The organism is Ruminococcus sp. RTP21359st1_H3_RTP21359_211015 (assembly GCF_040909065.1).
Classification (GTDB): Bacteria; Bacillota; Clostridia; order Oscillospirales; family Ruminococcaceae; genus Hominimerdicola; species Hominimerdicola aceti.
In genome coordinates, this window is sequence record NZ_JBDGDD010000045.1 from 1 (window position 1) to 14,960 (window position 14,960).

The 14,960-nt window shown below is 34.6% G+C and carries 8 protein-coding genes; all 8 read right to left on the reverse strand.

From position 1 onward, the window contains the following. Positions 1 to 89 precede the first annotated feature (89 nt). Positions 90 to 1,232: a phage/plasmid replication protein gene (locus AB5Z01_RS12710; RefSeq protein WP_368365583.1), complete on the reverse strand. Its 1,143-nt coding sequence runs from the start codon at positions 1,230 to 1,232 to the stop codon at positions 90 to 92. A 414-nt stretch (positions 1,233 to 1,646) separates the two neighbouring features. Then, complete coding sequence (locus AB5Z01_RS12715) at positions 1,647 to 2,309, reverse strand: hypothetical protein (RefSeq protein WP_117903500.1); 663 nt, start codon at positions 2,307 to 2,309, stop codon at positions 1,647 to 1,649. Continuing rightward, the gene (locus AB5Z01_RS12720) at positions 2,309 to 5,491 is read right to left on the reverse strand and encodes a hypothetical protein (RefSeq protein ID WP_186489883.1); all 3,183 of its coding nucleotides are present in this window, start codon (positions 5,489 to 5,491) and stop codon (positions 2,309 to 2,311) included. The genes AB5Z01_RS12715 and AB5Z01_RS12720 overlap by 1 nt, the downstream gene beginning before the upstream one ends. After that, the gene (locus AB5Z01_RS12725) at positions 5,491 to 6,309 is read right to left on the reverse strand and encodes a hypothetical protein (protein WP_117903503.1); all 819 of its coding nucleotides are present in this window, start codon (positions 6,307 to 6,309) and stop codon (positions 5,491 to 5,493) included. The genes AB5Z01_RS12720 and AB5Z01_RS12725 overlap by 1 nt, the downstream gene beginning before the upstream one ends. Then, positions 6,309 to 8,762 carry a DEAD/DEAH box helicase gene (locus AB5Z01_RS12730; RefSeq protein ID WP_117903505.1) on the reverse strand — a complete coding sequence of 818 codons (2,454 nt, stop codon included), beginning with the start codon at positions 8,760 to 8,762 and terminating at the stop codon, positions 6,309 to 6,311. The genes AB5Z01_RS12725 and AB5Z01_RS12730 overlap by 1 nt, the downstream gene beginning before the upstream one ends. Then, a complete protein-coding gene (locus tag AB5Z01_RS12735; RefSeq protein ID WP_289148163.1) occupies positions 8,759 to 12,049 on the reverse strand; it encodes an SNF2-related protein in 3,291 nt (1,096 codons plus the stop codon). The genes AB5Z01_RS12730 and AB5Z01_RS12735 overlap by 4 nt, the downstream gene beginning before the upstream one ends. Positions 12,050 to 12,067: 18 nt before the next feature. Beyond that, positions 12,068 to 14,659, reverse strand: a complete 2,592-nt coding sequence (locus AB5Z01_RS12740; protein ID WP_118054409.1) for a hypothetical protein — start codon at positions 14,657 to 14,659, stop codon at positions 12,068 to 12,070. Positions 14,660 to 14,663: 4 nt separating this feature from the next. Further along, positions 14,664 to 14,960, reverse strand: a 297-nt coding sequence (locus AB5Z01_RS12745; RefSeq protein ID WP_368365584.1) for a hypothetical protein, incomplete at its 5' end; no start/stop codon positions are given.

Here is a 14,960-nt window from a genome sequence, read left to right on the forward strand (position 1 = left end):
AGTTTAGTGTTATTGAGTTTTTGAGGAAGAGGTGAAAAAAGAACCGCCCCTGTACTGTGTTTTTCAGTACAGGGGCGTTGTTATGATCCCTAAAAATCACCCCCATACCAAAACACCTCCTTCCCCCTAGACTTCCTGCGTATATATTCATACAACGCCTTTTCCTCCTCACTCGGCGGAGAAAACCCAAAAAGCGTGTTCAGCGACTGTAAAAACGGAGTTTCCTTGTCGCTTGTCGTAACCGATGAAATGCCCATATCCTCAAATTTGCTTAGCAGCTTTGAAACTGACCGCTGACATTTTTCGCTGTTCTCTATCACGCTCTCCATAGTAGGTAGTGAAGCGTGCGCAAGTTGCTTTGAAAAATTATTCATCTTTTCGCCAAGCTTTGTCTTGCCTGAAACGTACTTTTTGATCTGTTTTTTCTGCCAGTAGGGCGATATAAAACAACTGTCTTTGTTAAGCACAAAAACGTCATCGAAAACATCTCTTATGACCTCCATTCTCATGCGGTAAATTTCCACCAGCTTTTGAGCCGTGTATGCTTTCTCGGAAAGCTTGTCCGCAAACTTTTTCCTGCACCTCACTTCAACACGCATCGTGTCTTTGTAATGTTCTTTCTGTTCATCACTGCTGTTCTTCTTACTGCGAACTTCGTGACCCTTATTATATACAACAAATTCTACCTTTTTAGAGTCATTGACAGCATTGAATGAACTGTCAGGATCAAAATCCTCAGTATTCTCCTCAAGCTTCTTGTTGTGATGAAAACCAAGCGTCAAATAAAGCTGACGCATAATGCGTATGTACTGAGTAATTTTGTCCTCAGGGATACCGTGAATATCCTCCGTTAGATCGACCCTCGTGATCTCAAAGTCATCTATCGTCAAGCCGCTAAAACAATACTGTATCTGCATATCCAACCGCTCGACCATATCGCAAAATTCTATAATATTGCTTATATGCTCAGTCTTCATATAAGGCTTATAAAATTTATTAGGATTTATCCTAAGTACTAATTTGTACTTATTGCTGTTTTTATACAATTCAGCCTTACTGCTTCTTCTTGTTTTTATTATAATGCCCATGCCACTTAATTCAGTGGAAATAAATTCTTTATTACCTGCCCCTTTTTTAGGGTCTACCATTTTAAAATTTTTAGTTAGTTTAATTATGTCATCGAAGTCGGAACTGTAAGTGAGTTCCAGTGTATCTATGAAATAAATATTCAAGATAATACCTCCTAACAATTAATTTTCAACAAATATTTGTCAAATTAATTTCATGTTATCTTGCTATTTGAATTTTATGTCACAGACAAATATATAAAAATATTAAACTTACAACTATTATTTAGTAAGCAGTATTTATATAATACCAGCTATCAAAACTCCCTAAAATTAGAAATAAGAATTATGGGGGTAAGGGGGAGAAGTATCCTAAAAATGACAAAAAAGGTGCAGCGGTTTCCCATTTATATATAGACAGAAAATCTGAAATACTTACGAAAAAAACCACAATGGTAACGGTTGAACCCTTATCATTGTGGTTTTTAAACTTATTTTTTCATGGTAAATTTACAGTATATTTTATAATTTACATATATAGGTACAAGGCGACTATGCATTTCGGACGTTTAGTGTCCTTTATGATAGAGTGTTTTTAATGCTCAAACTTACTTTATCTGCAATATTCTCAGCACGGATCCACTCCAAAATTGAAGGTGTAATGTCGGTAAGAGTAGCCCTCTTATCACGAACTTTAATGAGAAAATTCATTATTTCATTATCAAACTTCATCTCTTCCAGAAGCATATCCGCTTTTTGTCGTGCTACATCGTATGAATTAATACATTCCTGTGTCAATGGCCACTTTTCACATTTATTAATAGCAGCAATACAACTTCTTACGACATTAGGTTCTGGGTGAACAAGGACAATGATGTTAAGATTATTTATTAACTCACTGATATTTGCTTTATAGAAAGTTTCCCATTCCTTTGAAATTGAAGCTATAAATGTTTCTGATTTCTGTTTAAAATTTCCAGGACTTACAGCCTTTAAATTGTCAAATGTTTGTTTTGAATAATTCATGAGATACTGCAAATCAGTAGCAGTATTTGATTGCAAGGAGAAATTAAATTTTTTCCTAGCAAGAACATAGGATGTAAGAGACGGGGTGAGTTTTGTTAAGCTGTCGAAAAAAGTAGAATTTCTTTTGGCAGCATTGGCGTTATCATTCTCTTTCTGCCTATTATCAACAACATCTTCAATTAGAGCGATGGTTGACTGAATTTTTTCATGTAGCACTACTCCACCCCCTCTAATGCCTTTAATAAAATTTCAAAATCTTTTTGCTGTTGTTCAAAACGAGGATCAACATTATCGTTCCAGTTGCCTTTACGTGTCAAATTCTCCTTTTCACTATGCATCTGACCATAAGCGGTATCAATATCATTGTTTACTTTTTGCAGTATTTTAAGAAAAGGTAAAACAACGCCTATTGGGTTTGATGAGAAGGAATATAACACAGAAATATCTTCATCTTCAGAATAATCCTTTTGAAGTATTCTCATGGCCTGTACGATTTTTGGAGCCGATTTTTTTAGCTCTTCTAAATCGACATTATTACTGCTAATATTGACCCCCGCAATAAAACATTGTTGGTAAAAGCTTTGAATATCATTGATGAGATCACGAATATCACTTGCGTCCATCTCATCCTCCATGTCAATGTTTTCAAAAAAGCCAAGTATATTTGCTGCAGTTTCATGTGCAAGATTGGTTTCTTCTTCTACTACTTTTTTTACTTTAGTAATTACTTTTTGTGCCAGCTCAAAAATTTCTTTCTTATCCTTGATATTAACATCATTTTCATCTAGAATATATTTTGATTTGCGAATTTCTTTCAATGCAGCTTGATAAAGCGAATAATTTAGCACATAGCTATCTGTGTTGATCGACATACCCTGAATAAGGTTAAAGTATCTGACAGAAGCTGTATATGCGTCGGGCGTTTTAGGGTCATTATATATAAATTGATGCAAGTCGTACCACGCACGAGAGTGCCCTATTGAAAATTCAGCCGATTTATTTTTTAAACTATCCGCACGAAGAAATGTTTCATCTCCTAGATGATTAAGTTTTGCATCACTTATTTTTCCGTTGATTATTAACTTGTACACTTTTTCAATCATAGCTGCCTTGATATATGCAGGAATGGCAGAACCTTTATTTACATCCTTTATAACATTTACAAACTGATCTTTGTTTCGTTGCAACCATGAGGTAGCAAGGTAGATTGCTGAAGCTGAATCGGGAAAATTCCAAGATTTATTTCCTAGATAGAGCCACTTACCAAAGCAGAGAAGAAGTTGATACGTCTCGTCTGTATCACGAAGTATCACAATACATCTACTAATACCTTGATCTTGCCTTTCAAACCCAATTAGTCTGTTGCCTACAGAATCTTTAAATCTGTTTTTTGAATCAAGCGGAACTCCTTCTTGCTGCCAATTGATCGCATCATAAACAAAATTACTAATTTGCTCACGAACATTAACAAAGCCCATAAGGTTGGCACCATCATAATGCCAAGCAAACACAGATTCTTTGAATGAATTATAATTTTTCTGATTTTTCGGATCAATTTTAAGGATCTCTTTCAATGTGGGATTTGAAGATTGAGCCTGATCTTCCGATTCAACGGCAGCTTCATCATTTATACCATCCGTGTCATTTGTTTTAGTTAGAGAGTCGTTAGCATTAACTGAAGTATCTACGTGGTCTGGTATATTCTTGATATTTGTCGTGCTTGTGAGCTTGCCAACAAAATCACTAAAATCAAGTTCGAAAAATATCTTTGTATTTATTCCAGCAATGCGACCATTACTCGTAACATCAAGTGTTTTATCTGTCCAAAAACTCATAAAAGTAACCAAGCGTTTTCTGTAATCAGATTTCTGTTCCTGAGGTATTTTTATAGATTGAACTATATTTCCTATTCTGTTTTCAATCGATTCAGGAAGTGAAGAACGCCAACCTAAGCAAAATTTAGGAAATGTCGATATACTATATAATACCTCGTTTACAGCAGGCTCTATAATATCTCTCAGAATATATCTCGGCGTTTTATGATTTGACATAGCATCGTATAGATTTATAATCGCATTTTTAGTGAAAGGGAAAAGAGATATTTGCCTTCCCGATGCCAGTTTAAATTTATCCCAATGGTCAAGATCATCGTCTTCATAAACCGGCATTTCTTCTGAATAAGCACCATTTTTCACCCATTCATCAAGAACTTCGCTATCGAGAGATATAGCATTAAGATACTTGGCGACAAATTGAACAAGGTCGTTTTTGTTTTCACCGATAACGCCGTCATGTATTGTTATTTGCTTTGTGATACGGTCACGGTAGTTATCTCTGAATTGATTATAGTACTGGGTTGTGGTACCTACAACAGAAATCAGTCTACATAAGTTGTCTACTTCATTTGAACCTGTATGACCAGTTACAAGAGCGTTAAGTAGAGCCTGATTAACACCTGTAAATGAAGTAATATCTTCTATTAGCAGTATTAAATTTTTTCCCTTTCTCTTTAATTCCTGTCTAATTTCTTTGAATATCTGCTGAAAATCGCCTGGTTCAATGCCGGCACTTGTCTGAATTACAGTTTCAACGAAAGAATTCATATATGCTGTTATTTTCACTATAAAATCATCATCGCCGCCTTCTAAAAGGTTGTCGGCAAAGTCCCGCGCTTTTTTGTCAGCATCATCTAATTGGTTGGTAAAATCAATATCAAGTGTTAAGTCCTCTTTGGTAAACTGAGCGATCAAATCAAGATCAATACTAGATGATGAACTTGTTATCTTGTTGTAGATCCTGTCTATTGGACCTCCTGCAGCCATTAGCCTTTCTTGAAATAAAGAGTTATTAAGTAAAGCAACAAGTTTTTTTCTTTTCATGCTGCTCAACATCTCGCTGGTATCATTCTCAATTTCTACTATGAACTGATGATAGATGGTTGACTTAAACTTATTTTCAGTAATAGCTTTATTTGCTTTTACAAGACGTTCGTAGGCTTCTTTGTTTGATATTTCTTTAACTTCCTTAATATCAAGAAGCTGTCTGATAGTTCCTTTAAGTGTGTTATCACTTCTTCGTATCAAAAGAACTGCATCATCTTTTTCTTCTTTGGCAGAAAGCATAGCATATAACCAACGTATAAAATGTGATTTACCAGCACCACTTGAGCCTTCAACTATAACAAATTGATGTTCATTTTTCGTTAGTTCATTATTAAAGATGTCCCTATATATATATTCTTCAGATCTATAAGTTTCCTCAAACTGATTTCCCGATTTTGTACCAACTACTATTTTGCGAAAAGGCACATGGGTTGCAAGAAAATCACTGTCTGTACTATCAATAGAATCTATTCTTAACACCTGATTGATTCTCTTTTTGGCAATAGCCGTATTCATTACTTCACCACCTTCTTAATAATGATATGTGTAACTTCAGAAGTGAACTCATGTTCGTCATTTGGGAACAGATGCCATGTTTTTTCACTATCAAGATGTCTTTCAAGTTCAATTTCTTTATTATCATGCATTAGTCTAAGAGCATTTGACATGGCAAGATTCAACGTTTGTTTTATTCTGGCACCTTTTAATGCAACAGACGAACTGTGGTGAAGATTGTTGAGGAAATCCTCAACAGAATATTCCTTGTCTTTTTCGATATTACCGAGGAGCATAAAATCTTTCAATGCTGTGTACATATTTGGAAGAAAGATTTTAGCTTGTTCCTGAAAAAATCCAAAGCCAAGAAAGTTGATCCAAAATCTCACACCAAGGATTACATCTTTCTCAAGTTTAAGAGAAGGTATTCCTGTTTCAGCATTTATAAGTCTTATAACTTCAGTAGAAGTAGTAACTGAACCATAACTTAACCATTTGTCATCTGCCTCCAAAAAGCAAGAGATTACTTTATAAAAATCAGAAGAGCTATCGTTAAAAACCATTGAATTACAGAATAGACGAAATGAAGTTAATGATTTTATATTATCTTTATTGCCAGTGAAAATGATTTTATTTTCGCCATTATAATCTATAAGTTTCAGCTCCTTGGCTGTGTCTAACACAGATCCGAAATAGCTGTTTTTAGCAATGTTCAATTCTGGTGGTATAAGAATATTATTGAGATCTTTTTCATCTATTGGTCCTTTATCAGCAACAATTTGACTTATCGAAAGAACACGTTCTGGAATAGTTTCTTTCTTTATAGGACTAAAAAACATTATATCAGCTCCTTCTTAATAATATAATCATACTTACAAGCTCCGTTTACCAGTTCGGATATGTTCTTGTTCCGTTTAGCAATATAAAAATCGGAGTTTACTACGTATACACGGTTGTATTCCTTGTCATGAGATATATTCAGTACTCTCTCAGCAAGTTCTTGATCATCGCCTATATAAAAAACGATGTTTCCTGAAAGATAGTAGTAACTGTTCATTCGACTAAGGTCAAAGAATTCACTGTACCCCATGCAGTATTGTGTGGGTTTTATAATTTTACTGTTTAATAACCTAAATGCTAATTCAGACTCATCAGGTATGATTATGATATCAGCACCGATCAGTAAATTTTGTATTATTTCATAAGAATCTTCTTCACAAATTATAAGCATTTCTTTAGTGCCAGTCATAACATCACATAGTTTTCCTTCTGGAATTGATACAGGATAGAAAATGGGCTTTTTTAATGGAAAATGATTTCCTCGTTCTGATCTTATATCGTTATGATTATTGCATCCAGCACAGTATTCCTCGGTAAGAAGATAGATGTCATTGAACATTGATGACCAGCAGCTTTTTCCTACTCTTCGTAATTTAGATGTCAATTCTTTTATTTCCATATAGATACTTTTACTTTCATCATCACGTATACTATTAAAGATCTCAATGGTTTGCTCACAATCAAACCTAATTCGTTTGTCAATTAGCCTTATATTAAAAATATACCTGTCGTCGCTATATTTCACGTCTGTTATTTCGATCATTCTAGCTCTTCTAAGCAATAGAATAACATAAACATTCCATGTGATATCGGCATTATTTACGTCAACATAGAAAGAATCTGTATCACTGTAATTAGGTTTAACAGATGTATCTATCACAATAGAATCCAATCGAATATTAGTTTTGCGGTTGTTAAGCATACTAAACCAACGTCCACATAATTTCTCAACGGTAAGAACTTTTTGTGTCATTGACATAGTTGCTTTTATATCATCATCGGTATAGAGCATAACGCTTAGACATGGCAGGCCATCACGTCCACCACGTCCGCATTCCTGATAATACTGGTCTGCGCTTGAGGGAATATAAGAATGAATAACTGTTCTTACATCTTTTTTGTCCACACCTACACCAAATGCGCAGGTGGCTATCATCAGGTCAAATTTATCACTTATCCATTCGTTTATAATACGTTCTCGATCAATTGATTTTGTTTTTCCAGTAAAAATCCTAGTATTGTCAAATCCAACTTTGGCTAATTCATGTTGTACTTTTTCAGCATCATCAGGAGAATTAACATATATTATCATAGGACGTGGAAGCTTACAAACAAGCTCTTTGATCCTATCGTGCTTTTCAGTATATGAGTTGCACTTTATAATGTCAAAACGCGGTTCTTTTCTCAGTGCATCAAGTCGTATCTCTATCCAGCGGTCATCATCTCCATAGAACATTTTTAGATTGTCAACAACTTTTTTACTGAAAGTAGCTGAAAGCAGGTAAGTTCTAAGAGAAGGGTTATCTTTTACCAGGAGTCTTTTGAAAGAATCAAGACACTGAAAATCTACGCGGAATGAAGCTCCCCATTCAATGATTATATGCGCTTCGTCTATAACAAGGTTTTTTAAATAGCCTTTTGAATTTGCTTTGAGAATGCTGTCCTGTATCCTAATGTTCTTAATCAAAGCTTCTGGTGAAATAAAGAGCATTCTGACAAGATTTTTATCAAGTGCGGAGATCAATTCATCGACATTACATCCACTGTGATAGTACATTATCTCTTTTTTATTATCAGGTTTAATTATACTTGAAGCGTTTCTTTGCTGGTCAAGCATAAGTGAAATCGTAGGGACAATGATAATTGTCAGACCGTTGTCATACTGATAGGAAACAGTCTGCGTAATAAGGCTTTTTCCTCCGCCAGTGGACATGGCGACCATAGCAGTATAGCCAGCAGGAACACGAAGTGCTCCTATAACAGCAAGTTGTTGTTCTATTGATTTGAAAGTCATAAATTTTTGTTTAGTAAGTTTGTAGATATATGGATTAACCACCTTGATTGCTGTGTCATCCGCAACTTTTTGTACTTGCTGATTGTCAAAAATAGTTCTTACAAAGGTTTCATTAACATAGTTAGGAAGCTCAAAATTAGCATAGATGCTATCGTTTGAGTAATTTACCTTCAAACCAAAACAATTTGGTGTCAACAAATTATAGTCTTTTATTGTTACGCTTGTTTTGAGAAAAAGCAGAAAATTTCTTAAAGAACATTCAAACTCTATCTGCTTTTCAAAAGTTTGGTTAGACATAAAGCGCTGATAAGCGTTTATCATACGCTCAGCCACAGCAGTATTGACATTGTCGCCATTTAGCAGGTCTGTGCTATTAACTCTCATATTCGGATTATCAAAAAAATCCTGAACCTTATGAATTATATCATGATCTGTCATCGATTAATCATCCTTATGTAACATGTTGAATCGAGCACGATTCTCGGTTTAGTAAATGATTTAAGTATTAGCTCATTTACTCTCATTTTCTCCGTAAGGTCAATATCTCTATGGAAATATTCTGCTGAGGCACATATTGAGCTGTATTCTCTATTAAGCGTATCACTTAGAAGATCTATTCGTCTGAGTTTATGAAACTCTTGAATAGCCTGTTTTTTTGCAACATCATGACAAGCTGTTACTTTGCTTACCCATTCTCCGACAGAATGAGTTCTTTTAAACCACAGTAGATTTGAACTTGCAAATTTTCTACTTATATCAAGGAAATCATTTGAAGGCGTGCGTTTGCCAAAGTTTGCAACATAATTTTTCAGTTGTGATGCCGGTATGCTGAAATATTTTTGAAATTCTCTTATAACACTTTGGTCTGTTTCTACACACATTCCATCCATAGATATATATGTGCTGATTATTTTCGAAGAAAGAAAACCACGGTACTGATTGATCTGTTTCAATGAAATACTATTCTGTAGTAAAAGCAGTTCATCAGGAGTAATATACCAATTAAAAGCAAAACCTTCCCAGTTTATTTCGCTGCGAATAGCAACAGCAGCACACCTTCCTTTATATGCAGATACGGCATTGTTCACTATACTGTCAAAAATCCCATCACCAGGTGCAAAGAAATGAAGGTAATCATTCTCTAAAGCCAAATTACGTTCAAACGTTCCCTGAATAGAGTAATTATCATTCTGTATAGCTTTATCACCATTAAGCACTCTTATGTGGTTTTGCATCTGATTTAGTTTATCATTTATAATTGCATCCATGTCAGGAGGAACAAATAGTGTGTTGTATGCTGATTTAGGTGAGAAAGATGATGCATTAAATCTCACTACATCCTCCACAACTTTATTTCCGTGAAATCCAGCAAGATGTGACCATGACATCATAGAATTGCGGAACAGCTCTCTCTCATTTTCATTATAGCGCTTTACAGTTTTCTCAATTTCGCTATTTATGTGTTGATATGCGTATGCTGCTATGTCAAAATGCCGTTCTTCTTTTACACGCTTTTCTATCTTTTTGATTTCATCGATCATGTCATCAACAATAGAAGCTAAACCATATTTGAAATCACTCATAACTGCGTTTCTTATCTGTTCATCAATATCATTCATTATGATTTCAAGACCACTTTGTGATTTATTGAAAATATTAAGACCCTTGTTCCATATATCAGCAAGATCCTTTTCTACAGAGTCATTCGCATAAACTATTACAGAAACTACATCCTTAGTTTTGTCTCTCCCTATTCTGTCAAGACGTCCTATACGTTGTTCAAGTGTATTAGCGCTCCATGGAAGGTCTATACAAATAAGCTCATCTGCTTTTTGGAAGTTTCTGCCTTCGCCACCGCTTTCATCAGAAAGCATTATACGGTAACCAGGTTCATTTTGAAAACGGTAAGTATTAAGTTCCAGTTCATCAGGTGACATCCCTTCACAGAAAAAAGCACAATGTTCTTCACCGAATATTTTGGTAAACAATCTACGAAACAGCTTATGCGTTCCGGTAAAATGTGTGAATACAAGTACCTTTTTATCGTAAGCTTCCTGTTCTAGATAATCACAGACGGTAACCATTCTTGACATAAAATCCATAGGGTCATCCAGAATACTTCTTATTTTTTCAATTGTTTTTATGTCTTCTGATATCCATTTATCAGTCAATCTTCTGATTTCAACAGGAACAGAAGGGATCCTTTTCAGCTCATCAGAAAATGCCTCTGATGAACTGAAAAATGCACTGATAAGAGGCAGTATCATGGTATCAAACTCTTTTTTGTTGAAGTTATTACTAGATATCCATTCAGAAAGTAATGAATAAACTCTAAATTCTGTATTATTGAAGTCAGAATCCATTTCATAGGATATCTCTTTAAGAACTCTGTTGTTTGTGTCTTCTGGTTTCTTTCTGTTGCGTATTACACATTTTTCAATTTGGTATGCCTCACAGATATACGCAACCATCCTTTCGAGATTTATCAAAGAAAAATTATCTGCTTCATAATTGAGTTTTTCAATATCTTCTTCGATCATTTTATCTTTTGTTTTGTCAGCTATATCCTCAAGTGTATCAACAAGTTCGTCAAATGCTTCGAGAGTATCTTCATTATGTTCATTATCAGAATCCCTTATAACTTCCTTATAATCTTCAAGATACTCTATCGCAGAATGTACTTTGCGGACTATTTTATTTTGTAATTCAAGTAAGCCAGTAAATTCTTCTTCTCCCATATCATAATATCTTTCAGGCTGGATCAGCGAAAGAAGTTTGTGATATTCTTCGCTACGACTTTGAACAGGTGTAGCACTGAGCATTATTACATTATTAGCAGTGCGACTAAGTTTTAGTATCGTTTCATAGCGGCAATCATTGTCCAGAACAGAGTGTACTTCATCAATAATAATAAAATCATATTTGTCATTTGTCATCGTTATCTGACTCATCGGAGTTATTTTTATATTGTTTCCGCTTAGATTGTCACCATTGAACAGACTAAACTTAAAAGCAAGCTCTGTCTTCCACTGTTCAACCAATGCGTCAGGGACACACACAAGTACTTTTTTATTTTTCTTATCTGATAAATACACCTTTAAAACAGAAGCGGCCTCTATCGTCTTCCCAAGACCCACCTCATCAGCTATCATATATCTGCAACTGGGTTCGGAAAGGCAACGCATAACTGTTTTAAGCTGGTATGGCTTTAAAAATATCTTACAACCAGCAAGTTCCTTAAATCCGTAGAAAGCGTTATCGATAGTATGAATAGCGTTATTGACTGCACTTCTGCCAAAATACCACATAGGATTTTGAAACTCAAAGCGCTTTAACTGTGACAGTGGTGACACATCACTTGAATTAAATGTGGTTTTAATATCTTTTTCACAAATCTTCAATACTGTGCTAGTGTCAGAAGTCAGATAATAGTAGATAAAGTTATTACTTTTATCAATATTGTGCTGGATAATATGATACATATTTCCGTTGTATTCAGCAAGAGAACCATTTCTAAGTATGCAATGATTAAGCTTTGATAAAGGAAATTCCAGCGTTTGGGGAACATTATAATATTTTCTAAGATTTAAAAGATCAAAAAATTCCACTTTGGCTACCTCGGAAAAATCGTTGATCTCAACTATTCTACCCGAAATGAAATCTCTTGGTTCATTAGGATTTTCAACATCGATCGAACATCTGACATACATTCCTATTTTCAGCATATCATCACCACCTAAAGCTTAATTTTGTGCTATTCGCAAACAAATGTCCTTACTCGAACAATATTTGCAATGTACACCTCGATTATCTTTGTATCTTTCTTTGTCGTTATTTATAATATCCTCAAGATCAATACCCATTGCATTCCTTATAAAATCGTCTAATTTTACTACCAAAAAATCATCCCTGAATCTATGGATGTCAGATGGTTTGTTAAAACTGTTATGCTTTCTTAGATATCCTACAAGATACTTATACAATTCTGAGATTATTTGAGATTTTTCATATTCATTTGAAATCTTAAACTTATCATCAAGAATTTGGTATTCTTCAATAATGATGTTCTTAAGCTCCTTTTCGTTTAATCTCTTTCCAACGTAGTTAGTAAGAATAGCATTTTGCAATAAGACTCTCATATAGAATATTACAAGAAATCTTTCTCTGAAAATAGTTTTACCTTGCACAACACTTTCAAGAGCAAATCTATATGGACACATACTATATTTGATTTTATCAATGCCTTCATTATCCTTTGGATAATGCTCTCCTGTCGGATCACTATACTTCAAATGCGGCATATAGCTATCAAAAGTATCGCTATGATATTTTCTAACTTTAATTCCTAGCATCTTTATTAGGTGATATAATTCGTTATTTTTACAATCAACAGTCTTGACATAACTAAGTTTACAACCGATGCGGTTAAATTCCAATCCGTAAAGCAAAGCATAACGTTTGAAATTCTTAAATTCCATTTTAGACTTAAGGAATATTTGATAGTTTTGTTCTAATGGCTCATAAGAATATTCAAAAAAGTTAATATCGAGAGGCCAAGGAAGCCGTTCGTCCTTAGCTGCACATATATCGCTGTCACTAAGACAACAAAAATGATAACAAGTTTTCTCTGCTTTTTGTTTGCTACTTCTAAGAATATCACCATCTATCTGCTCAAAATCTCTTACAATCCAGTTTGCCCCGTGCATTAGATTATCATCTTGACTAAGATAAAACGACATTGTTTGTTTCAGACATGTAAATGTGCCTGTATCAGGCAGATCTATTTTATTCATACGATCAAGAAGTTTGCCAATAACCTCTTTCATCTCCTTATCAAGAGACTCCAGATCTTGCGTTCGTTTAACAATAAAATCATGAATACGTATGTAGAAACGGTTGAAGTTATCACCACCACTACTAAAATCAGAGAAGAAACTAATAGCTATTTCATTTAGTTCTTGAAGTGCTATCCTAAGTATGTCAAGCTTCTCTTTGCTGGTATTAAGATATCCTATACGCTGTAGTTTCTTATCAGACGGATTTACATACTTTCGAAGCCTTTTAAGAGAACTTATAATGCCAACAAGTGTTGTTTCTTTTTCAATATACGGTTCTATAGTATTGAATGTATTGAGAAGTTCCCCAGGAATATTTTCTTTGATTATTCCCGATTCAAAACAATCCTTGATAAGAGACATATCCTCAACTTTGACACACTCATTTTCATTGTCCCACATCTCTACAACTGCAACGAAAAAGTGACCAATAGGATAATCAAGGAAATGGCGTTCGCCAAATTGTTCAGGGAAATATGCTCTAAGTATGTCATTTACCTTGCCAGAAGCCGAATACAATTGTTCTGACATATCATATAGAACTGGATTATGAGAGCCATTATGTTTATTTACTTTACGTGCGTTTTCAAAAAGTTTAGCACAGTAACCAGCAAACTCCGTAGTATTCTCAAATTCGATAACCTCAATATTATTAAGGATTCCTGGCCTAACTTCAAGCTTACCATTTGAAAGTGTTCCAATATTGTCAGCAAGTGTGTTACAAGGATAGCTATCAATCAGTAGAGAAACTGGTTTAAACTCAGGTTCATCACTGTATTTTATTCCTTCTTCAAATAGAGAATAGATGTTAGTCCATGTCTGATAGATTGATTCATACTGTTTCTGATAATTAAAAAGCAATACTACATTTTTGAAGTGTGAAATATCCTCAATGGCACACAGCATTGCAGGTGTAAACTGATGTATGCCGTGGATAACAACAGTATGTCTATCAAGTTTATCATACGGAAAATTCTTATGTTTGGTTTTGAGTGCTTCCAGTATCTTTTCATCTATGATTTCTGATAAGAAAGGTCTTTTAAATTCAAAGGAAGTTTTTTCTCTGCTAGAAATATACTTATATATTTCTATAAGATATTTTTGATCTGCGTTCAGACGTGATGTATCAAAGCTATTTGCATCAAGTCCCAATTCTTTGAAAAGACGTATGCATTTAACTAGCAATTTGGTATTGTATTCAAGAGATCGCCTGGAATTACCGGTCACATCTTCGTCAAGAGGGAGGGCATTAATGGCATTATCAACTTCCATTATCTGTTTCACTCGTATGTTTTCATCTTCCCAGTCGGAGTAAAGCGTGTTGATCAATATACGGATAGTTGTTAGATAACCGCCTTCCTTAAGTGACGGATAAATATCTTCAAAACCATTTACCATTGTCTGTGAAACACAAAAATGAGCGCAATCCTTTATCTCATTCCAGTATGATTCACGTCTGATCTCATAAGGATTAGAGTATGTATATATTTTCAAGCCCATATTCTTACACCTCTCCGCTCATTTCCTCAAGCATTTTGCCCCAATTGTTTCCTTTGGCATCGATATTATTGAACCAAATGAAATTGTCAATAGCTCTTGTCATTGCGACATAGAGTATTCTTGATTCTTCCATCATCATTTCTCTTATTTCAATTTTTGATTCATAAAAACTATTAGAGTATTGCTTACCATTAGCAAAAATGCTGTACCCTATTTCACCATTAATGTACGACACCTCAAGTCCATTTTTATGGGGTTTGTCGATTTCGACATCTGTAGCGGGCATAATAACTGTGCCATA